Below are 21,736 nucleotides of genomic sequence, written 5' to 3' on the forward strand. Positions count from 1 at the left end.
GTGAGGGCGTTCAATATCCCCCAAGGCGGTCGTAACGACCACAGCATCGTTGCTTGCATCGGTGACGAAAGCCACTGCTTGGCAGTACCTCCGAACTCGAGTGCCGAGCCGGTGTCCAATGTTGTGTTACGACCCAGTGGGGATGATCGACATGAACGACGCATTCCGTTTCGCCGCTTCGTGCAGTTCATCGAAAGAACTGATCAGTCGACTTCAGTTCGGTACGACTGACCTGTGGCCGGAGGATGTCGCCCCTTCGACCCGCTGGCGCTACATGGCCGACCTCATAGATTCCGATCGGGGCATGCTCGTCGAACTCGACGGTGCACTGTCGGGGCCGGTTGTGGACGCGCTCGTCGCGACGGCGGAATTGTGCAGGCAATCGGCCATCGAACCTGTGCCCGCAGCCGATTGGGAGTATCTCCGTCGGGCGTTGGGATGGCTGGAGCGCAGTAGTGCCGGTGTCGATTGCGCTCTCATCGCCGTGGGCGAAGAATTGGCACTCATGGGTCTCGACGGGGCGGAGCAGGATTTTTCGGTTGCGACCTGGCTGTGTATGGACGTGCTGGATCGGTTTTGCGCCGCTGGTGAAACGGTCGACTTTTGGGTGCAACGCATGATCGACGTGCGATCCGATATGGTTGAGCGACAGCTTGATTCGGATTCGGTCGTCAGTGAAAAAGCGGAATTGACAGTTGCCGTCTGATTGGGAGGGCTCGTCCGTTCACTCTGTTCGAGACTTTCGTCGGTAAGTCCATTTTCTACCCCGGTTGGCAACTGCGCCTACCCTCTCGTAGTATCGAATACGAAGGACCATCCAGAGCGACCGAGAGACCTGGCTCTATGACGTCGCAGCAACCCCCCGCTCGTCGGGTGAGGGTGCTACCGCCGGGACCGATGGAGGAATACACGTGAACACCCGAGTCGCCTCAGGCTTTGTCGACGGATGTCGTCGGCTTCATGTCGATCTGTGCCGTCTGAACGGGTCGACCTGTCTCAGCTGACATTTCGGCTCAGCTCGTACTTCACGTTTCACTTCATCATCTGCGCGCACTCCTTCCTGGGCACACCCAGCTCGGACGCTGGACCGTGCGCGCGATCGACCAGATACCGGAGACACCCACGTGTCCACTCGCCCTGTACTTCTGGTGGCCGGAGTAGTTGCCGCCACCGCCACATTGCTCGCCGGGTGCGCAGGTAGCGCCACCACCTCGGCCGCCGACGCCGGACCACCGCAGTCCGGAGGGACGCTGCGTTACGGCCTGTCCGGGGCTCCCACCTGCTCCGATCCGGCGCAGGCGGGTACGAATCAAACGATCTACGTGACTCGCCAGGTGGTCGATTCGCTCACCGACCAGAACTCTGACACCGGCGAGATCGAGCCGTGGTTGGCCGAAAGTTGGGAAGTGACTCCCGACGCGAAATCCTTCACCTTCCAGCTGAAAGATGGCGTGACGTTCAGTGACGGCACTCCGCTCGACGCCACCGCCGTCAAGGACAATTTCGACGCCATCACCGGCACCCTCGGTGCCGCCAAGGCGCCGCTGGCCGCCAGTTACCTCACCGGGTACCAAGGTGCCACGGTCGTCGATCCGCTCACGGTTCGCATCGACTTCTCGGCACCCAATGCGCAGTTTCTGCAGGCGAGTTCGACGCCTCAGCTCGGGATTCAGTCCACCGCGACGTCGGCCCAGTCGGCGGAGTCTCGGTGCTTGGGCACCAATATCGGATCGGGACCGTTCACCTATGCGGACTATCAGCAGGACCGTTCCGTCGCTTTGGCCAAGCGAAGCGGATACAACTGGGGCTCTGCGGTATTCGCTCACCAGGGCGAGGCGTACCTGGACCGTATCGAGTTCACGATCGTGCCCGAGTCGGGTGTGCGTACCGGTAGTCTTTCCTCCGATCAGCTCGACGCCGTCAGCGACGCACTACCGCAGGACGCGCCGCAGATCGAGGCGACCGGTGGCCGAATCCTGACGGCATCCAACCCGGGCGTTCCGTTCGGCATTCAGCCCAACGTCACTCGCGGTGCGCTACAGGACCCCGCCGTCCGGACGGCCTTGGTGCCGGCGATCAACCGTCAGGAACTCGTCGATACGGTCCTCGGCCCCGACTTCCGAACAGCGACAAGCACGTTGGCCAGCGCCACGCCGGGTTACGTCGAGCTCGCCGATGTCACCTACGACCCCGATAAGGCGAAGTCGCTGCTCGACGCCGCGGGCTGGGTTCCCGGTGGAGACGGCATCCGTGAAAAGGACGGGCAGAAGCTGAGTTTCAAGGTCATGTACTCGGCGGTGTTCGCCGGCAACCAGGCGATTCTGGAACTGACCCAACAGCAACTGCGTGCAGTGGGTGTCGACCTGCAGCTCGAGCTGGTCTCCAATTCGGAGGCGACGGCGCGGCAAGGCACAAAGGACTACGACGCGACGTACTACAACAGCACTCGCGCCGACGGCGACATTCTGCGTACCTCGTTTGCGGTGGACGGACGAAACCTGAACGCCCGCGGTCCGATCCCGGATCTGGATGCAACGTTGACCGATCAGCTCTCGACCACCGACGTGGCGGCGCGCAACGAGATAATCGCCACCGCGCAGCAGCAGGTGCTCGACAACGGCTTGTGGATTCCCACGATCGAACTCTCCCAGGCCGTCGGCGCGGCGTCGACAGTGCAGGATCTGAAATTCGAGGCCTCGGCCCGCCTTCAGTTCTTCGACACTTGGCTGAACGCATGATCCGCTACATCGGACAGCGAGTACTGCAAGCAGTGGCAGTGCTGTGGGCTGCGTTCACCATTTCGTTCATCGTGCTGTTCCTGCTGCCGTCGGACCCGGTCAGTCTTGCCGTGGACTCGGCGGGCTCTGGTACCCCAGCCGACGCTGCGGCCATCGCTGAACTGCAGGCTCGTTACGGTCTCGATCAGCCGGTGCTGGTGCAGTATTGGCATTCACTGGTCGGGGCTGTGCAGGGCGACTTCGGATTGTCCATCGCCACCGGCCAGCCAGTGACGACGGCCATCCTGGACGCGGTGCCCAGCACGCTCGGCTTGGCGGGGACGGCCCTGGTGCTGGCCGTCGTGTGCGGAGCCGCGGTGGCCTACGCCGCCACGTATACCGAGATCCCATGGCTGAAGAACCTGCTGCTTGCGCTCCCACCGCTCGGGGTGGCAGTGCCGACGTTTTGGGTAGGACTACTGCTGCTGCAACTGTTCTCGTTCCGACTGCGCTGGTTCCCGGCGTTCGGTGACGACGGCGTAGCGTCGTTGGTGCTGCCTGCGGTGACACTGGCGTTGCCGACCGGTGCTGTCATCGCGCAGGTCCTGGCTACCAGCATGACCACCACGTGGAAGCAGCCGTTCGTGGATGTGGCTCGCGCCAAGGGGGTCTCACGCCTTCGGGTGCAGTCGCGACACGTTCTGCGTCTGTCCTCGATCCCCGCCTTCACGATTGCCGGGGTCTTGGTGGGCACCCTGCTGGCCGGATCGGTAGTGGTCGAGACGGTGTTCTCGCGCGCCGGAGTCGGACGGCTGACCCAGACATCGGTGCTGGCCCAGGATATTCCGGTGGTGCAGGGCATCGTGGTTCTGACCTCGCTGGTCTTCGTCCTGGTCAATCTCGCAGTCGACCTGCTCTATCCGCTGATCGATCCACGCATCGTGCGTGAGTACCGGCCCGCGCAGGCCAGTGCAGAACCGGAGAAAGCTCATGTCTGACATCCTGATTCGCGAGACCGCCGTCCATTCGGCAGTTCCCCCGGTAGTCGAAGAAGCACCGGCACCCGCGCGGCGCAGGGGTCCGCGAGACGTGCTGAAGCACATCTGGCTCGGTGCCTCCGTGGTCGTGCTGTTGCTGGCTCTCGGGTTCGCGCTGTTCCCGTCCGTCTTCGCCAGCGGCGATCCGCTGGTGGGTACACCTGCGGACAAGCTCCAGGCACCCAGCGCGTCGCACTGGTTCGGCACCGACAACATCGGCCGTGACGTCTTCACCCGAGTGGTCCATGGTTCCGGACTGTCTCTGACGGCAACGCTGTTGGCAGTCGGTATCGCCCTGGTGGTCGGCTCGATCATCGGTCTGGTCTCGGGGGCCGTCGGCGGAATAGTCGATGCGGTGCTGATGCGCATTGTCGATGTTTTGCTGTCGATTCCAACGTTGTTGCTGTCGTTGGCGCTGGTGACCGCTCTGGGCTTCGGCACCGTGAACGTCGCTATCGCCGTCGGCGTCACGCTGATTGCCAATTTCGCCAGAGTGATGCGCTCGGAGGTGCTGCGGGTGCGCAGATCACTGTATGTCGAAGCGGCCTACGCCTCGGGTGTGCGGTGGTTCGATGTGTTCCGCAGGCACATCCTCAGAAATTCGTACGGACCGGTGATCGCACTCGCTGCAGTCGAATTCGGTATGGCAGTTCTTGCGGTGTCGGCGTTGAGCTTCCTCGGTTTCGGCGCTGCTCCGCCCACACCGGAGTGGGGATCGCTGATTTCCGAGGGCCGCAACTTCCTGGCCACCGCCTGGTGGATGACCACACTGCCGGGATTGGTGATCGTGGCCGTCGTCGTGTCCGCGCACCGCCTAGGGCACGCACTCGAGAGGCGATCACAATGAGCCCCATTCTCGAAGTAGAGAATCTGCACGTCAATTACGGTGAGACGACCGCCGTCTCCGGCATCGGGTTCACCGTCGACCGCGGTGAAGTGGTGGCCGTGGTCGGTGAATCGGGCTCCGGAAAGTCGACGACTGCCCACGCCCTCATCGGTCTGCTCTCGGGGTCCGGCCGCATCGTGGGCGGATCGGTGACGTTCGACGGGCAGCGGCTCGACACAGCCTCGGACAAGACGTTGAACCGGTTGCGCGGCCGTCATATCGGGCTCGTCCCGCAGGATCCGACCACCTCCCTGAACCCGGTGGTTCGCGTCGGCGACCAGGTTGCGGAGGTGCTGCGGGTGCACGGCCTCGCAGATCGTCGCTCCGCGGAGGTCGAGGCCATTCGTATCCTCACCGAAGCAGGTCTGGACAACCCCGAAGTGCGGGCGCGGCAATATCCGCAGGACCTGTCCGGTGGGCAGCGTCAGCGCGTGTTGATTGGAATCGCTCTCGCGTGCCGCCCGGAACTGGTGATCGCCGACGAGCCGACCAGCGCCCTCGACGTCACCGTGCAGCGACGCATCCTCGACCATCTCGATGCCCGGATCGCCGAGACCGGTGCCGCGGTTCTGCTGATCACCCATGACTTGGGCGTGGCGGCGGACCGAGCCGATCGCCTCATCGTCATGAGCGCAGGACAGATCGTCGAAACGGGGCCTACCGCAGAGGTGCTGGCGAACCCGACGCACGCGTACACACGTCAACTGTTGGCCGCGGCACCGTCGCTGAATACGACCGTACGACCCGCGCGCACCACGGCAGCCGATCCAATCCTGACGGTCGGCGATGTATCGAAGCGGTTCACCATCGGCCGTGGTGTTCACCTCGATGCGGTCAAGGGAGCCACGTTGACCGTCGAACGTGGGCGCACCGTGTCGCTCGTCGGCGAATCCGGTTCCGGCAAATCTACTTTGGCGCGCATTGCGATCGGGCTGGAAACCGCGTCGTCGGGATCGGTCACGTTCGACGGTGTGGACATCACCGGTCTGCGTGGCAAGGCGAAGCGTGAACTGCGGCGGCGTGTTCAGATCGTCTATCAGAACCCGTACGCGTCACTGAACCCGAAGCTACGCGTCGGCGAGATCGTGCGAGAACCTTTGGACGCGTTCAAGGTCGGCTCCTCCCGCGAGCGCTCCGAGCGTGCCCGAACGCTGCTCGATCAGGTGGCACTCACCAGCGACTACCTGGCCCGTCGGCCTGCCGAGCTGTCGGGTGGGCAGCGCCAGCGCGTCGCGATTGCCCGAGCACTGGCGCTGGCACCGGAACTGGTGGTGCTCGACGAGCCGGTCTCGGCCCTCGACGTGTCGGTGCAAGCACAGATCCTGACGCTGCTCGACGACCTGCAGTCGGAGCTGGGTCTGAGCTACCTGTTCATCTCGCACGATCTGGCCGTCGTCCGTCAGATCAGCGACACCGTGGCCGTCATGCAATCAGGCGTCATCGTGGAATACGGAGACACCGCAGCACTGTTCGGCAATCCACAGCAGGACTACACCCGCGAGCTACTTGGGGCCATTCCCGGAAGCGCGCACGAGAAAGCGAGCACCAGTGTCTGACAAGCTGTTCCTGACCGCGATAGACCTGAGAGGCACCGGCGCCCATCCGCAGGCCTGGCGTCGGCCTGATTCTCGCGCCGAAGACCTGTTCACAGCAGGGTTCTGGATCGACCAGCTCCAGACTGCAGACCGAGCGGGTATCGATCTCGCGTTTCTGGGCGATTCGTTCGCCAGCCGGACGCTCGAGGCCGCAGCCGTCGCGGCACGGGCAGCCGCCCTCACCGAGCAAATCGGGCTGGTGCCCACGAGCACCGTCACGCACACCGAGCCGTTCCACATCTCGAAGCAGATCGCGAGTCTCGATTTCGCTTCTCACGGCCGGGCCGGTTGGCAGGTCGAAGTGAGTCCGGGTGCCGAGCAGGCAGCGCTGTTCGGTCGGAAAGCGGAGCAGGACAACGGCAGCCTGTGGCGTGAGGCGGACGAGGCGATCGAGGTCGTCACCAGGCTGTGGGACAGCTGGGAAGACGACGCGGAGATCCGCGACGTCGAGTCGGGACGGTTCATCGACCGAGACAAGCTGCACTACATCGACTTCGAGGGCGAGAACTTCTCGGTCAAGGGCCCGTCGATCACTCCGAGGTCTCCGCAGGGTCAGCCGCTCGTCGTGATTCGCGCCGAGTCCGACGAGTCTGCGGCGGTAGCCGCTGCGCGCGCCGACATTGTCCGTATCGCCGCCGACACTATCGAGGACGCGGCAACGACCGCCGCCCGCATTCGACGGGCCGTCGTTGCCGAAGGCCGCGACCCGGCCGACGTGTTCGTTCTGCTGGACCTGGAGACCTTGGTATCCGATTCTGCCGCTGAGGAACTCGCTCAGCTCGACAACTGGGCGGGGCACGTCAGAGCGGCTGAGACCGTGTCGCATGTCGGCGACCTCGCCGGCTTGCATCTCCTACTCGGATCCGTCGAAGCGGCCGGGCTCGACGGTGTGACTCTGGTACCGCTCGCGTTGCCGTCGGGACTGTCAGCGCTACCGGCCACCGACACTCGCATCGGATCGACTCTGCGTGAGCGTCTCGGTCTGACGCGTCCCGTCAATCGCTATGCACTCGAAGGAAAGAGCCTGTGACGAAGAAGCAGATACATCTGGGTGCTCATTTTCCCGGCGTAAACAACACCACCGTCTGGGCCGATCCGGAATCGAAGAGCCAGATCGAGTTCGACTCGTTCGTGCACCTCGCCGAATCGGCCGAGCGCGGTCTGTTCGATTTCTTCTTCCTCGCCGAAGGACTGCGACTGCGAGAGCACCGCAACAATATCCACGATCTCGACGTGGTCGGTCGACCGGACACGCTCACCGTCCTGAACGCGCTTGCGTCGGTGACGACCAAGCTGGGACTGGCCGGCACGATCAACACCACCTTCAACGAACCGTTCGAGCTCGCCAAACAATTCTCGTCGCTGGACCACCTGTCCGACGGCAGGGCGGCATGGAACATGGTGACGTCCTCGGATGCGTTCACCGGCGAGAACTTCCGGCGGGGCGGCTATTTGGATCGTGCCGACCGCTACGTGCGAGCCAACGAGATCATCGATGTCGCTCGAAAGCTCTGGGACTCCTGGCAGACCGACGCGTTCGTCGTCGATCGGGAGCGGGGAATCTTCGGTCGCGAGTCCGAGATCCGCACCGTGAGGCATACCGGGCCGCAGTTCGAGGTCGAGGGCCGCTTCACACTGCCGCGCAGTCCGCAGGGGCATCCGGTTCTGTTGCAGGCGGGCGACTCCGACGAGGGCCGAGAGTTCGGAGCAGCGAAGGCCGATGCGATCTTCACCATCCACGGCACGCTCGAGGACGGACAGAAGTTCTACTCCGACGTCAAGGGTCGGCTCGCCAAGTACGGCCGCGAGCACGACGACCTGAAGGTGCTGCCCGCAGCGACCTTCGTGCTCGGAGACTCTGCTCAGGACGCGGTCGAGAAGGCGGACCACATCCGGCATCAGCAGGTCAGCGGTAAGACGGCAATTTCGTTCCTCGAACAGGTGTGGGGACAGGACCTCTCCGCATACGACCCGGACGGTCCGTTGCCCGATATCGAACCCAGCGGGGACGTGTCCATCACCCGCGGCCGCGCGCGACATGGCGACCCCAGAACCATCGCCCAGCAGTACCGCGAGCGCGCCGAAGCAGACAACCTGAGCATCCGTGAACTGATCATCGCGATGACGACGCGGCAGCAGTTCGTCGGAACGCCTGCGCAGGTGGCGGATGAGATCGACAGCTACGTACAGAACAACGCGAGCGACGGCTTCATTCTCGTCCCGCATATCACCCCGGCCGGGCTCGATGAATTCGTCGACAAGGTAATTCCGGAACTTCAGGACCGCGGTAGCTTCCGCACCGAGTACGCCGGAACCACCCTGCGCGACCACCTCGGTCTGCGGCATCCGTACGAACAGCGTGAAGGAGTGCGAGCATCATGAGTGATTTCGAGCAGGACTGGAAGCAATGGCATGCCGACCGTGAGACGTCCTACGGTGACCCGCTGGGCTGGGTGTCGTTGACCGGCTTGTATTGGTTGACGGATGAATTCGAGACCGTCGCGGACCTGCCCGGCCGGTGGAAAGCCGATGTCGATTCGGTGACCGTCGAGGGATTCGACGGGGTGACGACGCTGAATCCGGTGGAGGGTGCACCGGGCATCCTCGTCGAGGACGGCGATCGGCGTATCGAAGTGATCCGTCGGACCGGTTCGGTCGCGCTGCGCGTACACGACCCGAAAGCACAGACCCTGCAGTCCTATACCGGTATCCCGGCCTACGAGCCGAACGAGCACTTCGTTGCCACCGGTAGGTTCACCCCGTACGACTCGCCGATCACCATCACGACCGGAGCGGTGGTGGAAGGACTCGAACACCACCACACGGCCGTGGGCACTCTCGACTTCGAATTGGCGGGCACCACACAGCAGTTGCTCGCTTTCGGCGGTGCGGGCAGTGATCTGAAGGTGCTGTTCACCGACAAGACCAGTGGTGTCACCACGTATCCGGCGGCCCGGATTCTGGCAGTACCCGCTCCGGAAGATGACATCGTCGTCCTCGATTTCAACCGGGCATCCAACCTTCCGTGTGCGTTCACCGACTACGCGACGTGCCCCGTCGCGCCTACCGAGAACAGGCTGACTGTCGCTGTCGAGGCAGGGGAGAAGAACCCGAGATGACGCGAGTTCCGTTGTCCGTTCTCGATCTGTCCCCGATCAGCGAGGGGTCGACCGCTCAGCAAGCGCTTCGTAACACCCTGGACCTTGCACGGCAGACCGAGGAGTGGGGTTACGAGCGATACTGGGTGGCCGAGCACCACTTCGTGGCGGCAGCCAGCTCTTCACCCGCAGTGTTGATCGGTCTGATTGCCGCTGCTACCAACCGGATTCGTGTTGGATCCGCCGCGGTCCAGCTCGGATTCACGACGGCTGCTGCCGTCGTCGAATCCTTCGGGACAGTCGACGCTCTGTATCCGGGACGCATCGATCTGGGTGTCGGTAGGTCCGGTCAGCGCAAGGCAGCAGCCCTGGCCGATGCCGAGCAGGCTGCGCCCGAGCGTGCGGTGTCATCAGGGTCCTCGGAGCTGTTCCCGGTAGCACCCGCCGCGGCCGCCCCGCGCAAGACCCCGATGTTGGCTGCGTCGTTGGCTTCGTTGCAGCAACCACACGCTGAGGCTCCGGACTTCCACGAGCAGCTCGACGACCTCACTGCATTGCTTGCCGGTACCTACGAGCGGGACGGGGTGTCGCTGACGGCACGGCCGGGTGTCGGGGCCGACGTGGCGCTGTGGCTGTTCGGCAGCAGCGCTGGGCCGACTGCCCGTGAGGCCGGGGCCCGCGGTCTGCCGTTCGCAGCGAGCTACCACTTCAGCCCGGGGACGACTCTCGGGGCGATCGACGAGTATCGCCGTGCCTTTGTGCCGTCGGATCGGCTGTCCGAGCCATACGTTGCGGTGTCGGCCGATGTGGTTGTAGCAGCAGAGGATTCAGTGGCGGCAGAATTGGCGGCGTCATTTCCGCAGTGGGTGCACAGCATTCGGAGCGGCCGAGGTGCAGTCGAGTATCCCGATCCGAAAGCTGTGGCACCCCTGACCGGCGAGGAGTACCAGCTCGTCGCCGATCGGGTGGACACTCAGGTCGTCGGGTCTGCGGCAACGGCGTCGGACAAGTTGGAGGCGCTGCAGGACGCAACCGGCGCGGACGAACTGGTGATCACCTCGGTCGCACATGGACATGCAGACCGGCTGCGCTCGTACGAACTACTCGGTAAAGAATGGGGACTACCGCGCCTCCGGATCTGAGCGGAACATATGCGCCGTGGCGACCGTTGTACGGCGCATGACACGAGTTGCAGTTGCGGCGTCCTACGGCGGTCCCGACGTCATCGAGATCGTCGACCGAGAGTTGCCCGAGCCGTCCGAAGGTGAAGTTCTGGTCGAGGTGAAGGCAATAGGCGTCAACCCCTTCGACTACAAGAGCTACAGCGGCGCGTTCGGCACCGACGAATCCAAACTCCCGATTGCGTTGGGTAGCGAGGCATCGGGGATCGTGGTTGCGGTCGGCGGACCCGTCGAGGGCCCGAGCGGGCCTATCGCAGTGGGCGACGAGGTGGTCGTGTCCGGCCACAACGGTACATACGCCGAGCGGATTCTGGTTCCCGCACGATTTGTGTTTCCGAAGCCGGACGCCTTGGACTGGAACATTGCTGCGGGTGTACTCGCTGTGGCTGGAACCGCCTACGACGCAATGGAATCGGTCGCTATCAAGAGCGGAGACACTGTCCTCGTGCACGGAGCAGCAGGCGGTGTCGGGTCCGTCGTGGCTCAGCTTGCCCTCGAGCGCGGTGCCACCGTCATCGGGACTGCGCGCCGACAGAACCACGATGCACTGCGTGCATTCGGGGCCGAGCCCGTCGAATACGGCGAGGGCTTGCTCGAGCGTGTTCGAGCAGCCGCACCGAACGGTATCGATGCGGCAATCGACACGGTGGGCACCGACGAGGCCATCGACGTGTCTCTCGAATTACTCACGAACAGATCTAGATTGGTCAGCACGGCAGCTTTCGGGCGGGCGTCGGCGGACGGTTTCCTCACCGTTGGTGGGCCGGCGAGCATGGAGCGTCGACGTCTGGCGTCCCCGGTGCTGTTGGAGCAGGCAGGTGCAGGGGTGTTCGAGGTGACGGTTGCCAAGACCTTTCCACTCGACGACGCCGCGAAGGCGCATGCTGAGTTGCAGTCGACGCACCCGCGCGGAAAGTTCGTCCTGATTCCCTGAGGACAAAGCTCGGCGCACAGGTTCCTATGAGCGACCGATGAACTCCTCGGTCACTCGGTGCGCAATGCCGGCGGGGTAGGGGCCTGGAGGATGAGGACGATGTGATCGAATCCTGCGGCGATGGCGTCGCCGATGTCGTTTCTCGTCTTCTCGGGTTCCTCGAACGACACTCCGAGAGCGACCGATCGCGTGATCGTCGCTGGATCGCGCCCGATCTCCGCACAGAACCGGTCGAGCAGTCTCGCTCGGCTCACTGCGTCGACGTGGGTACCGTGGAAGTCGAAGGGTTCGTCCTCGGTCCACAGTCTGCGAATCACGGTGAGCGATTCACCCAGTCTCGCAACGGCATCCGCGGCGTCACTGTACGGAAGACCGTTGCCGTCGTACTCCCGTCGCGCCATCGGCACACTCGGCCGAGACCCGGCACCGATACCGAAGTCCAGCCGACCGTGCGAGACCGCGTCGACCGTGGCGGCGATCTTCGCGAGGATCGCCGGCGGGCGAATGCGATTGCTGGTGACCATGATTCCCAGTCGTAACCGCTCGGTCCGAGCGGCCAGGGCAGCCAGCGTGGTCCAACCCTCGAAGATCGGGCCGTCGAGATCTCCGCCGATGGGCATGAGGTGATCGAACAGCCACGCGTGCTCGATCTCGGGCATGCTGTCTGCCTCGCGCCACACCCGGAGCAGGTCGGCGTAGGGGACGTTCTGTGGAGGGGTCATGAGACCGAAACTCGCCATGTCAGCGTCTCCGCAGGGACGCGTCGAGCAGTGCGGGTGGGGTGTCGAATTTGTCACCGGGAGCGAGATCGACACCGGGCGCGACGATCTCGTCGATCCTGTCCAGGATGTCGGCTGGCAAGACGGTGTCGGCGGCAGCGAGCTGCGAGTGTAGGTGGTCGACAGTACGGGGCCCGACGATGGCGCTGGTGACGCCCGGATGCGCTGTCACGAAACCGAGTGCGAGTTGGATCAACGTGAGGCCGGCCTCGTCGGCGACAGCGACCAGCTTCTCCACAGCATCGAGTTTGGCCTGTCCGGTGGGGGTGTCCGTGCCGAAACGCTCGGGCATCATCACCGCACGGTTGGTGGTGGCCGCTCGCCCTGCCCGGATGGCTCCGGTGAGGAAACCGCCGGCCAGTGGGCTCCACACGAGTACTCCCATTCCGTACTCTTGCGTGACCGGAAGAACGTGGGATTCGATGCTGCGCTGCAGGATCGAGTACTGCGGCTGCTCGGTGACGAACCGTGCGAGGTGGTGTTCCCGGGCTGCCCACTGCGCCTGCACGATTCGGTAGGCCGGATAGGTGGAGGAGCCGAAGTAGCGAATCTTCCCGGCTCGCTGCAGATCCGTCAGCGCGGCGAGGGTTTCCTCGTCGCTCGTTGTGGGATCCCAGCGGTGCATCTGGTAGAGGTCGACGTGATCGGTGTCGAGTCGGCGCAGGCTGTTCTCGAGTTCGGTGGTGATCCAGCGTCGCGAACTGCCCTGGTGATTCCGTTCGTCGCCCATCGGGTTGAACACTTTGGTGGCCAGCACGACGTTCTCGCGGCGACCTGCGATCGCCTTGCCGACCATCTCCTCGGACTGCCCCTGGCTGTACATGTCCGCGGTGTCGATGAGGTTGATGCCGCCCTCGAGTGCGGCATCGACGATGGCGGTGGCCTCGCCCTGCGTAGTGCGCCCGATGGCTCCGAAGTTCATCGCGCCGAGTGAGAGCGTGCTGACCTGGACGCCGGTTCGTCCTAATGTGCGGTACTGCATGTTGATCTCCTTGTGCCCAGTGTGGGCTACGGTGTGAGTAAGCGGAACAACGTTCCGTAACCCAACATACGGAACACTGTTCCGTTTGTCGAGACCGGGAGGGGCAGTGACCGTGGCCGAAGCCGAGCAGCCAAGAAAACGGGCGGATGCGCGGCGCAACGAAGCGACCTTGCTCGACGCGGCTGCGTCTGCGTTCGTCGACTCGGGAGTAGAGGTACCGGTGCGCGAGATTGCACGGCGGGCCGGCGTCGGCGTGGGAACCATCTATCGGCACTTCCCCACACGCGGGGATCTCGTCGTTGCTGTCTTTCGGCATCAGGTGGAGGCGTGTGTCGTCGCGGGTCAGGAGCTTCTCGCGGGCCGCGAGTCACCGCACGCCGCGTTGACGCTCTGGATCGACCGGTTTGTCGACTTCCTGGTCACCAAACATGGTCTGGCCGAGGCAATGCAGTCGGACAGCGCCGGATTCGAAACTTTGCACAGCTACTTCCTGGATCGATTGGTTCCTGTGTGCGAGTCGTTGCTCGACGCCGCTGCGGACTCGGGGGAGATTGCACCGGGGCAGAGCGCACTGGAGCTGATGCGCGCGGTCGGCAACCTGTGCATCGGTGCAGCGGACCCCCGCTACGACCCGCGAAAAATGGCGCGGGTACTGGTTGCAGGACTGCGCATCACCTGAGAGCCTGACGAGACCGCCTGATGGACAGCTACTTTCGCTTCGATCGGATAGCGTGGTCGCATGAACTCGACCGCTGACGACCTGGTGGCGCATTACCTCGACGCGCTGCATCGCGCTGATCTCCAAGCGATTCTGAGTCTGTTCGCACCCGGTGCCGTCGTGCATTCGCCGTTGTACGGTCCGACGCCCGCACCGGACTTCTATCGTGCGTTGTTCATCGATACTGCAGGTGCCGAGCTGACGTCGAAGGGCGTGGCCGAGGGACGCACCTCGGAGGGAAGGCGGCTCGTCACCTTCTGGTTCCATTTCGACTGGCGGCTGCCCTCCGGGGTGGCTGCCCCGTTCGACGTCGTCGATGTCGCCGAACTCGACGACAACGGCCGCATCGCATCGCTGTCGATCGTGTACGACACCGTCGACGTGCGACCAGCTTTCGAGCGAGAGACCGGATCGTCCTGGAGGTCGACGGAACAGGATCGGTAGCCGCGCCCGGCCTTCGAATCAGCGTGATCGCAACGGGTGCATCACCTGGGCTTCGGGCCTAGCGTCAGGTTCATGACCAGGCTCAAAGCTCGACTGGCGGCGATCATCGATCTCCTCGGATCGCAGCCTGCATGCACCCACGCTGCCGTGGACTTCGGTATCCGCGGCTGATCACGTCAATGTGACGTGTGCGTGGACTATCCGTAGTAGGAATCCCGCCACGTCAAGACCCTGGTTCCGATCAGCGTCAGCCATTTCGAGCGTTCGCCCTCCGGTACGTCGATCTCGAACCAGACCTGCCCTGGCAGAGGTCGACCCTGCAACCACGTTCCATCGCTCTGGCGGGCGGATCCGATGACTTCGATGGCCTCGTCCAGCCGCGGATCCGGCGGTGTCCCATCGAGCAGGGAGGCTTGCCGAAAGTAGTCGGCAGCGTTGAGGGCGCTGTACATCCAACGGAATGGGTAGGAGAACTGCTCCACCCATGGTCCGACGCGGTTGCCCGTCGAGAGCGTGTACAAAAGTTTTCGCCTCAGTAAATATTCTTCACCGGTGTGCCTTGCCGCTCGAGTTCTTTCCGTGGCACCGATGGCTATGTCGTACTCCAGCAACCCTTTCAACGAATTCAGGGTCGAGTGAAACGAGGAACGGGTGGATCCCTGGACCCACTCGCAATTCCATCCACCGTCCAGCAGTTGATGTTCGAGAAACCACTCGACGATGCCCTCGACGTCTGCACCCAGCCACGCCCCGTTGGCGACCGTCCACGCGTTGATGCAGCAGTCCACTTCGCCGCCCCAGTACGGCAGATTGTCGTACTCCCACCGACTGTTCTCGTCGAGCAGCTCGACCGTGCGGCGCGCTCGCAGGACCGCGGGGTCGAGACCCCACTCGCGCAGCGAGTTCAGCGACCAGGTGGTGGCGGTCCAGGGTTGTCCCGGAGCCTCGGAACCATCGAAGTTCGCGGGAAAGAAGGCACCACCCGCCCATTGACCGTCCGATTCCTGGAGGGCGACGAGTTGCGCGCCGAAACCTTCGATTGCAACTCGTTCGCGAGTTGCTTCCCAAATTTCGGAGGGTTCGTCCATGAGGTCGCGCTCGACCTGCCAGCGCAGCGCTGGTTGGGAGTCGGTGAGCCAGTTACGCAGTGAATCGGCGACCACGACGCGAAGCCTAACGCTGTTCGTCCCTGCTGAGAGAGCTAACAATCGGGTCTCGACTCGAGTGGGGTACGGCCACGCACGATCTACGATGTCCTCATGACTGCCGATCCGACCACGCCCGCACCGTCGACCAGCTCGGCGAACTGGAAGAGGCGGGGCATTCTCGTCGTAGTCGGCATCGTGCTGTTGTTGATTGCGTACTTCGTTCTGGCGGCGTTTCTGCCGCGCTGGTGGAGTCTTCGGGTCGAAGAACTGGCCGAACGTACGTTCACCAAGGGCATCCTGTGGGGCCTGTTGTTCGGCATCGTTTGCACGTTCGCGCCGCTGATGTTCTTCTGGAGCGCCTGGTCGGTCCGCAAGGGTCGAGCGGGGAAGCCGTTGGCCATCGGATCGGTGATCCTGGCTGTCGTGACCGCCATCCCGAACCTGTTGACGCTCACGATCGTCCTAGGCACCAGCAACGCGGCCCACGCAGGTGAACGCACACTCGACACCAGTGCGCCGGGATTCCGCGGAGCGACAGCACTCGGTGCCGTGATCGCCGTGGTTCTGGTGGCTCTGATCGTGTTCGTGGTGGTTCGGCGAAACCGTCGCCGCAGAACTGTTGCTCTGTCGCAGTAACGGTCAGGCGCTGCGGTCACCGTGATCGGAACAGTTGACCGGCGACCGTCGACGTGTTGCGATCGGGCGTGACCGATGTATGCCGACCCCGCGCCGTCCTGTTCACCCGTGCCGTCGACTGGGATCATCCCGACGCCGAAGCTCTCCGCGCGGCGATGGCCGCCGAGGTGGGTCCCCGCTACGCAGACCGGGCCGCTCTGATGTCGAAGACCCAGGCCAACGCCGTCGACGAGAGCACTGTGCACCGGACGTTCGTCGTGTACCGCCGCGACTCGGACGAAGTTGAACATGCCGTCGGACATGCAGCGCTGCGGTGGAACGGGCCCGATCTCGAGCTCAAGCGCATGTTCGTGCATCCTGACCATCGCGGCACGGGAGTATCGGCTGCCCTGCTGGAGGCGTCGGAAAATGCCGCTCGTGAACAGGGCCTGGCGCGACTGATACTGCAGACCGGCGACAGGCAGCCCGACGCCGTTCGGCTGTACGAGAAGAGTGGTTACACCCGAATCCCGGTGTTTCCGCCCTACGAGGTCCTGCCGTTCTCGAACACCTTCGAGAAGCTTCTGTAGTCAGGCTCGCAAGGTCATGATCTCGGCACCGTCGTCGGTGATGACCACCGTGTGCTCGCTGTGCGCGGTGCGACATCCCGTCGTGCTGCGCAGAGTCCATCCGTCGTCGTCGGTGACGAGCTCGTCGGTGTCTTCCATGATCCAGGGCTCGAGTGCCAGCATCAGGCCGGGGCGAAGGCCGTAGCCGCGGCCCGGCCGCCCGTTGTTGGACACGTGGGGGTCCTGATGCATCGTGGATCCGATTCCGTGGCCGCCGAACTGCATGTTGATCGGGTAGCCCGCTTCGCTGAGCACCGTGCCGATGGCATGCGAGATGTCGCCGATCTTGTTCCCCGGACGCGCCGCCGCGATCCCCGCGGCCAGAGCCCGTTCGGTGGCGTCGATCATTGCGGTGTCTTCTTTTCGGGGCTCGCCGACTACGAAGCTGATGGCAGAGTCCGCGGCCACGCCGCCGAGGACCACAGCGAGATCGAGAGTGAGCAGATCGCCGTCGGTCAACGCGTAGTCATGCGGAAGGCCATGCAGCACAGCATCGTTGACGGAGGTGCAGATGTAGTGGCCGAACGGGCCGCGACCGAAGGATGGCGCGTAGTCGACATAGCAAGACGTTGCCCCGGCCCCGAGGATGATGTCTTTGGTCCACTCGTCGATCTCGAGCAGGTTGGTGCCGACCGTGGCACGCTCGCGGACTGTCTCGAGAATCTCGGCGACCAGAGCGCCGGATTTGCGAGCGAGTGGGATTTTGCTGGGGGGAAGGATCTCGATCATGCGTTGCCTTTCGTCGTGTGACGAATAACTATACCGGTATAAGTATTGGTGTCAGGCGTGACGGTGCGTCGACCGTTCGTGCGACTCTATTTGCTGTGTCTGCTCATCCCCTCGACGACCCCGTCCGCAATTCCCTCGACGGTCCGCTCTCGCGCTGTGCGGTCCGCCGCGGGAGGATCGTGCGGGCGGATCCTGAGGTGTCTCCGTTTCTCGCGCACCCCGACGTGCTCGACCGGCAGGACTGGGATGACATCGAGGCCCTGTTCGGCCCGCGGACTGTGGTGGGGCTGGACGGTCCGGAGCGCGTACTGCCCGAGGGTTGGTCGCGGGTGGAGGTGTTCGGTCTGGTGCAACTCATCGGCACGCACCTCGAGACGCGGCCTTTCTCCGAGGCCGTCGAGCTCACGGCAGCAGACGTCCCGGAGATGCTCGACTTGGTTCGCCGCACCGAGCCCGGACCGTTCCTGCCTCGGACGATCGAGCTCGGCACGTACCTCGGAGTCCGACGCGATGGCGCGCTGATCGCGATGGCCGGTGAGCGCATGCACCCGCCGGGGTGGACGGAAATCAGCGCGGTATGCACCGACCCGGCGTTCCGAGGGCAGGGCCTGGCCACGGACCTGGTGCGCGCGGTCGGTCACGGAATCCGCGCCCGCGGCGAGGAGCCGTTTCTGCATGCGTCGGCGGCGAACGTGCGCGCGATCGACCTTTACCTCGCTATCGGATTCGAGTTGCGTCGGACATCGCAGTTGACGTTGGTGAGAACTCCGGAACGTGCGCCCGACGCCTGACGTCAGAACGGCGGTATCTCTTCGTCGCTTTGCCGTCATCGGTGTGCCCACGAACAAGGCGAGGCCGGGGCTCGGTCGCGTGGAGTGTGCGAGGGGCGGCCAACCGGTCAACCGCGAGAGCCCGCTCAGGGAGCGGGGGCGAGCAGGCGCTGTTCGGTGCGGTCGATGATCCGCGGGAAGGTCGCGTGGTCGCCGTAGGCACGGGCCAGGATCAGTCCGCCCTGAATCGTTGCGACCGCGTCCAAGGCACGGGCTGCCGCCTCCTGGGTCGAGAGCCCGCCTCGTTGCAGTGCCACGGCGAGAGCGTCCACCCAGTCCGTGAAGTAGTTCCGGACCGCTTCGGCGAATGTTGCCTTTTCCTGACCCAGCGTGATCGCCGCGAACAGGCACACGCTGTCGCGGGACATGAAGTAGTCGGCGACCTCCCGTGACATCGCTTCGATCGCACTCGTGGTGTTCTCGGTGGTGCGTAGGGGAACGAAGATCTGTTCCTCGAACCACGTGCCCACCTGCTCGAGGACCGCACGGGCCATGTCCGTCTTTCCTGCGGGAAAGAAGTGGTAGAGGCTGCCGCGGCCGAGCCCGGTCTCCTGCTGGATGACGGAAAGAGAGCCGCTCTCGAACCCGCGCTTGCGGAACACGTCGGCGAGGGCTCGGACCGCATCCGAGCGTTCGAGGACAGTTCGGGCCATTACAGTCCGAGGTCACTCAGGCCGGCGTGGTCGGCGGGACGGGGGCCGGATGCATCCCAGAAGAACTTACGGTCGGACTCCGTGATGGCGACGTCGTTGATGCTCGCGTGGCGGTGCGTCATCAGTCCGTCCTTGTCGAAGTGCCAGTTCTCGTTGCCGTAGGCGCGGAACCATTGGCCGGTCACGTCACGATACTCGTAGGCGAAGCGGACGGCGATCACGTCGCCTGTGTATGCCCACAGCTCTTTGATGAGCCGGTAGTCGAGCTCGCGGTCCCACTTGTCGGTGAGGAACTCCACGATCTCGGCGCGGCCTCGAACGAAGGTCGAGCGGTTACGCCACCAGCTGTCTTCGCTGTACGCGAGAGAGATGCGCTCGGGGTCGCGGGTGTTCCATGCGTCTTCGGCGGCGCGGACTTTCTGGATGGCCGTGGCCTCGGTGAACGGCGGAAGCGGAGGACGCGACATGTGGGGCTCCTATCGAAGCAGTCGGGCGTGCAAGTTGTACTGATCGATACACACTGTACCAAAAGGTACAGGCGGAGCCAATGGCTTCTCCTGACTGCTGATGGCCTCGCGCAGCGTGCGATCCGGCCGACAGGGTCTGCTCGAACTCGAGTTCCGGGAGCGGACGTGGCGACTGTGGGGTGCGTCGACGATCGATCAGTGGCTTCCGCTGGACGTGATGCGTCCCAAGAAGGACACTGCAGTGGTGTTGACTATCCGCCGCATCTCGCCGGTTTTCACCCCTGACCATCCTGAATTGGTTGCCCGTCTGATTCGCGAGCGCATGACAGCACGGGCGTGACCCGCCCCGACGAGCGGTTCACACTGGCCAGTGAACGCACCTTTCTCGCCTGGCTGCGTACCTCGCTCGGATTGCTGGCCGGCGGAATCGCGATCGTCCATCTGGTTCCCGATTTCAGTACCGGGTGGGTGCGGACGGCCCTCGGCCTGATTCTGATTGCACTCGCCGCCGCGGCACCGATCATCGGCCTGCGGCGGTGGATGCGTGTTCGTGATGCTCTGGAGAACGGTGCATCGATGCCGGAGTCTCGGGACCTGTGGATCTTCGCGATCGGTATCGGCGCGGTGGCCGTATTGGCTGCAGTGGTCACCGTTCTGGGGATCCAGTAGCGCACTGCCCGCCGCCGCAGGTGCACAATCGAAGTACTAGACGACCAACGACAGGAGTTCGGCGTGGCGCAGGGTCTCAAGCTGGGGTACAAGGCATCGGCGGAGCAGTTCGGGCCGCGTGAGTTGGTCGAGCTCGGTGTGCTCGCCGAGCAGCACGGAATGGACTCCGCGACGGTCAGCGACCATTTCCAGCCGTGGCGACACGAGGGTGGGCATGCGCCGTTTTCCCTGGCCTGGATGACGGCGGTCGGTGAGCGCACGAAGACGATTCAGCTCGGTACCTCGGTGCTCACGCCGACGTTCCGTTACAACCCGTCGGTCATCGCCCAGGCATTCGCGACGATGGGCTGCCTGTATCCCGGACGCATCATGCTCGGGGTGGGTACCGGTGAGGCGCTCAACGAAATTGCCACCGGGTTCACCGGCGAATGGCCGGAGTTCAAGGAACGATTCGCGCGCCTCCGTGAGTCCGTGCGGTTGATGCGCGAGCTCTGGCTCGGCGACCGCGTCGACTTCGAGGGCGAGTACTACACGACCAAGGGCGCGTCGATCTACGACGTCCCCGAGGGCGGCATTCCCGTCTACATCGCGGCCGGCGGACCCGTCGTCGCGCGGTATGCAGGACGCGCGGGCGACGGATTCATCTGCACCTCGGGCAAGGGCATGGAGCTCTACACCGACAAGCTGCTCCCGGCCGTGGAAGAGGGCGCGGGCAAGGCCGAGCGCGATGCGAGCAAGATCGACAAGATGATCGAGATCAAGATCAGCTACGACACCGATCCCGAACTCGCACTGGAGAATTGCCGCTTCTGGGCCCCGCTGTCGCTGACGCCCGAGCAGAAGCATTCGATCGACGACCCGATCGAGATGGAGAAGGCCGCCGACGAGCTGCCCATCGAGCAGGTCGCCAAGCGCTGGATCGTCGCCTCGGACCCGGACGAGGCCGTGGAAAAGGTCAAGCAGTACACCGATGCGGGCCTGAACCACTTGGTGTTCCACGCGCCCGGGCACGATCAGAAGCGGTTCCTCGAACTGTTCGAGAAGGATCTGGCACCGCGCCTGCGCAAGCTCGGCTGAGGCTCAGGAGACTAGAGATCGGCCGAGAGTGCGAACATCCGCATGTCTCGGTCGGTCCTGTTCTCGTACTCTCCGTACACCTCGACCATCGCGTCGAACTGTCGGTAGATGCGGGCCTTCTCGTCGCCGGTGATGCGGGTGGCCGTCACCGGAATCTTTTTGCCGCCGATGGCCACAACGGCCTTCGGATCGGCAAGGAGGTTCGACGTCCACGCCGGGTGATGTTGCTGACCGAAGTTGGATCCGACGACAAAGATCTTGTCGCCCTCGCGGTAGTACAGCAGCGGGCTCGTCCTCGGCTTGCCGGATTTCCGGCCGGTGGTGGTCAGCAACACCACCGGTGCCGCGATGGGGCCGAGGACAGTGAACCGGCCGTCGGATTTGGTCAACAGCCAGCGGTCGACGCCCGCAAGATTCCTGATCACCCAGGAACCGGGCTTGGTCGACGCGAACTTGACGGCGGGCTTGCGGATGAAGGAGGTCTCGCTGCCCCAGCGCACGTCCGGGAACGGTGAATCGGCCATGGTTCATAGGACAACCGGACTGCG

25 protein-coding genes and 1 riboswitch are annotated in these 21,736 nt (G+C 64.1%); of the genes, 18 read left to right on the forward strand and 7 right to left on the reverse strand.

Features of this window, described 5'->3' with window-relative positions:
* Positions 1 to 304: 304 nt before the first annotated feature.
* From AC5WEY_RS08520 to AC5WEY_RS08565, 10 genes are all read left to right on the forward strand, one after another.
* Complete coding sequence (locus AC5WEY_RS08520) at positions 305 to 706, forward strand: hypothetical protein (RefSeq protein ID WP_495645457.1); 402 nt, start codon at positions 305 to 307, stop codon at positions 704 to 706.
* 104 nt (positions 707 to 810) lie between these two features.
* A riboswitch (SAM riboswitch) is annotated at positions 811 to 904 on the forward strand.
* 220 nt (positions 905 to 1,124) lie between these two features.
* A complete protein-coding gene (locus AC5WEY_RS08525; protein WP_495645458.1) occupies positions 1,125 to 2,738 on the forward strand; it encodes an ABC transporter substrate-binding protein in 1,614 nt (537 codons plus the stop codon).
* The gene (locus AC5WEY_RS08530) at positions 2,735 to 3,715 is read left to right on the forward strand and encodes an ABC transporter permease (protein ID WP_495645459.1); all 981 of its coding nucleotides are present in this window, start codon (positions 2,735 to 2,737) and stop codon (positions 3,713 to 3,715) included. Before AC5WEY_RS08525 ends, AC5WEY_RS08530 begins: the two co-directional genes overlap by 4 nt.
* Positions 3,708 to 4,601, forward strand: coding sequence for an ABC transporter permease (locus tag AC5WEY_RS08535; protein WP_495645460.1), 894 nt, complete (start codon positions 3,708 to 3,710; stop codon positions 4,599 to 4,601). Before AC5WEY_RS08530 ends, AC5WEY_RS08535 begins: the two co-directional genes overlap by 8 nt.
* Positions 4,598 to 6,196: a dipeptide ABC transporter ATP-binding protein gene (locus AC5WEY_RS08540; RefSeq protein WP_495645461.1), complete on the forward strand. Its 1,599-nt coding sequence runs from the start codon at positions 4,598 to 4,600 to the stop codon at positions 6,194 to 6,196. The genes AC5WEY_RS08535 and AC5WEY_RS08540 overlap by 4 nt, the downstream gene beginning before the upstream one ends.
* On the forward strand, positions 6,189 to 7,265 hold the full coding sequence (locus AC5WEY_RS08545; RefSeq protein ID WP_495645462.1) for an LLM class flavin-dependent oxidoreductase: 1,077 nt from the start codon (positions 6,189 to 6,191) through the stop codon (positions 7,263 to 7,265). Before AC5WEY_RS08540 ends, AC5WEY_RS08545 begins: the two co-directional genes overlap by 8 nt.
* Positions 7,262 to 8,617, forward strand: a complete 1,356-nt coding sequence (locus AC5WEY_RS08550; protein ID WP_495645463.1) for an NtaA/DmoA family FMN-dependent monooxygenase — start codon at positions 7,262 to 7,264, stop codon at positions 8,615 to 8,617. Before AC5WEY_RS08545 ends, AC5WEY_RS08550 begins: the two co-directional genes overlap by 4 nt.
* On the forward strand, positions 8,614 to 9,354 hold the full coding sequence (locus tag AC5WEY_RS08555) for a DUF1684 domain-containing protein (RefSeq protein WP_495645464.1): 741 nt from the start codon (positions 8,614 to 8,616) through the stop codon (positions 9,352 to 9,354). Before AC5WEY_RS08550 ends, AC5WEY_RS08555 begins: the two co-directional genes overlap by 4 nt.
* Entirely contained in the window at positions 9,351 to 10,475 is a 1,125-nt protein-coding gene (locus AC5WEY_RS08560) for an LLM class flavin-dependent oxidoreductase (RefSeq protein ID WP_495645465.1), read from the forward strand. Before AC5WEY_RS08555 ends, AC5WEY_RS08560 begins: the two co-directional genes overlap by 4 nt.
* A gap of 37 nt (positions 10,476 to 10,512) precedes the next feature.
* On the forward strand, positions 10,513 to 11,448 hold the full coding sequence (locus AC5WEY_RS08565) for an NADP-dependent oxidoreductase (RefSeq protein ID WP_495645466.1): 936 nt from the start codon (positions 10,513 to 10,515) through the stop codon (positions 11,446 to 11,448).
* A 50-nt stretch (positions 11,449 to 11,498) separates the two neighbouring features.
* Here the strand turns inward: AC5WEY_RS08565 and AC5WEY_RS08570 are convergent, their stop codons facing one another.
* Entirely contained in the window at positions 11,499 to 12,170 is a 672-nt protein-coding gene (locus tag AC5WEY_RS08570; protein WP_495645467.1) for an LLM class flavin-dependent oxidoreductase, read from the reverse strand.
* A gap of 19 nt (positions 12,171 to 12,189) precedes the next feature.
* On the reverse strand, positions 12,190 to 13,209 hold the full coding sequence (locus tag AC5WEY_RS08575) for an aldo/keto reductase (RefSeq protein ID WP_495645468.1): 1,020 nt from the start codon (positions 13,207 to 13,209) through the stop codon (positions 12,190 to 12,192).
* Positions 13,210 to 13,315: 106 nt separating this feature from the next.
* Between AC5WEY_RS08575 and AC5WEY_RS08580 the strand changes: the two genes are divergently transcribed.
* A complete protein-coding gene (locus AC5WEY_RS08580) occupies positions 13,316 to 13,888 on the forward strand; it encodes a TetR/AcrR family transcriptional regulator (RefSeq protein ID WP_495645469.1) in 573 nt (190 codons plus the stop codon).
* Between the two features lie 60 nt (positions 13,889 to 13,948).
* Positions 13,949 to 14,371 carry a nuclear transport factor 2 family protein gene (locus AC5WEY_RS08585; RefSeq protein WP_057476590.1) on the forward strand — a complete coding sequence of 141 codons (423 nt, stop codon included), beginning with the start codon at positions 13,949 to 13,951 and terminating at the stop codon, positions 14,369 to 14,371.
* Positions 14,372 to 14,568: 197 nt separating this feature from the next.
* Here the strand turns inward: AC5WEY_RS08585 and AC5WEY_RS08590 are convergent, their stop codons facing one another.
* The gene (locus AC5WEY_RS08590) at positions 14,569 to 15,534 is read right to left on the reverse strand and encodes a prenyltransferase/squalene oxidase repeat-containing protein (protein WP_495645470.1); all 966 of its coding nucleotides are present in this window, start codon (positions 15,532 to 15,534) and stop codon (positions 14,569 to 14,571) included.
* 96 nt (positions 15,535 to 15,630) lie between these two features.
* Between AC5WEY_RS08590 and AC5WEY_RS08595 the strand changes: the two genes are divergently transcribed.
* Both AC5WEY_RS08595 and AC5WEY_RS08600 read left to right on the forward strand, forming a co-directional pair.
* A complete protein-coding gene (locus AC5WEY_RS08595; RefSeq protein ID WP_495645471.1) occupies positions 15,631 to 16,155 on the forward strand; it encodes a permease in 525 nt (174 codons plus the stop codon).
* Positions 16,156 to 16,310: 155 nt separating this feature from the next.
* Positions 16,311 to 16,724: a GNAT family N-acetyltransferase gene (locus AC5WEY_RS08600; RefSeq protein ID WP_495645561.1), complete on the forward strand. Its 414-nt coding sequence runs from the start codon at positions 16,311 to 16,313 to the stop codon at positions 16,722 to 16,724.
* Here AC5WEY_RS08600 and map read toward each other — a convergent pair whose 3' ends face one another.
* Entirely contained in the window at positions 16,725 to 17,492 is a 768-nt protein-coding gene (gene map, locus AC5WEY_RS08605; protein WP_495645472.1) for a type I methionyl aminopeptidase, read from the reverse strand.
* A 95-nt stretch (positions 17,493 to 17,587) separates the two neighbouring features.
* On the opposite strand from map, the gene AC5WEY_RS08610 reads away from it, so the two are divergent.
* Positions 17,588 to 18,283 carry a GNAT family N-acetyltransferase gene (locus AC5WEY_RS08610; RefSeq protein ID WP_495645473.1) on the forward strand — a complete coding sequence of 232 codons (696 nt, stop codon included), beginning with the start codon at positions 17,588 to 17,590 and terminating at the stop codon, positions 18,281 to 18,283.
* 125 nt (positions 18,284 to 18,408) lie between these two features.
* On the opposite strand, the gene AC5WEY_RS08615 is transcribed toward AC5WEY_RS08610, so the two are convergent.
* Both AC5WEY_RS08615 and AC5WEY_RS08620 read right to left on the reverse strand, forming a co-directional pair.
* Positions 18,409 to 18,975 (reverse strand): TetR/AcrR family transcriptional regulator, encoded by a 567-nt coding sequence (locus tag AC5WEY_RS08615; protein ID WP_495645474.1) that lies wholly within the window; start codon positions 18,973 to 18,975, stop codon positions 18,409 to 18,411.
* Positions 18,975 to 19,442: a nuclear transport factor 2 family protein gene (locus tag AC5WEY_RS08620; RefSeq protein WP_495645475.1), complete on the reverse strand. Its 468-nt coding sequence runs from the start codon at positions 19,440 to 19,442 to the stop codon at positions 18,975 to 18,977. Before AC5WEY_RS08620 ends, AC5WEY_RS08615 begins: the two co-directional genes overlap by 1 nt.
* A 100-nt stretch (positions 19,443 to 19,542) precedes the next feature.
* On the opposite strand from AC5WEY_RS08620, the gene AC5WEY_RS08625 reads away from it, so the two are divergent.
* From AC5WEY_RS08625 to fgd, 3 genes are all read left to right on the forward strand, one after another.
* Positions 19,543 to 19,782 (forward strand): hypothetical protein, encoded by a 240-nt coding sequence (locus AC5WEY_RS08625; protein ID WP_495645476.1) that lies wholly within the window; start codon positions 19,543 to 19,545, stop codon positions 19,780 to 19,782.
* Entirely contained in the window at positions 19,779 to 20,111 is a 333-nt protein-coding gene (locus AC5WEY_RS08630; protein ID WP_495645477.1) for a YidH family protein, read from the forward strand. The genes AC5WEY_RS08625 and AC5WEY_RS08630 overlap by 4 nt, the downstream gene beginning before the upstream one ends.
* 63 nt (positions 20,112 to 20,174) lie before the next feature.
* Positions 20,175 to 21,188 (forward strand): glucose-6-phosphate dehydrogenase (coenzyme-F420), encoded by a 1,014-nt coding sequence (gene fgd / locus AC5WEY_RS08635; protein ID WP_495645478.1) that lies wholly within the window; start codon positions 20,175 to 20,177, stop codon positions 21,186 to 21,188.
* 11 nt (positions 21,189 to 21,199) lie between these two features.
* On the opposite strand, the gene AC5WEY_RS08640 is transcribed toward fgd, so the two are convergent.
* The gene (locus AC5WEY_RS08640) at positions 21,200 to 21,712 is read right to left on the reverse strand and encodes a nitroreductase/quinone reductase family protein (protein ID WP_495645479.1); all 513 of its coding nucleotides are present in this window, start codon (positions 21,710 to 21,712) and stop codon (positions 21,200 to 21,202) included.
* Positions 21,713 to 21,736 lie beyond the last annotated feature (24 nt).

It is taken from the genome of Rhodococcoides sp. S146-33 (assembly GCF_059489205.1).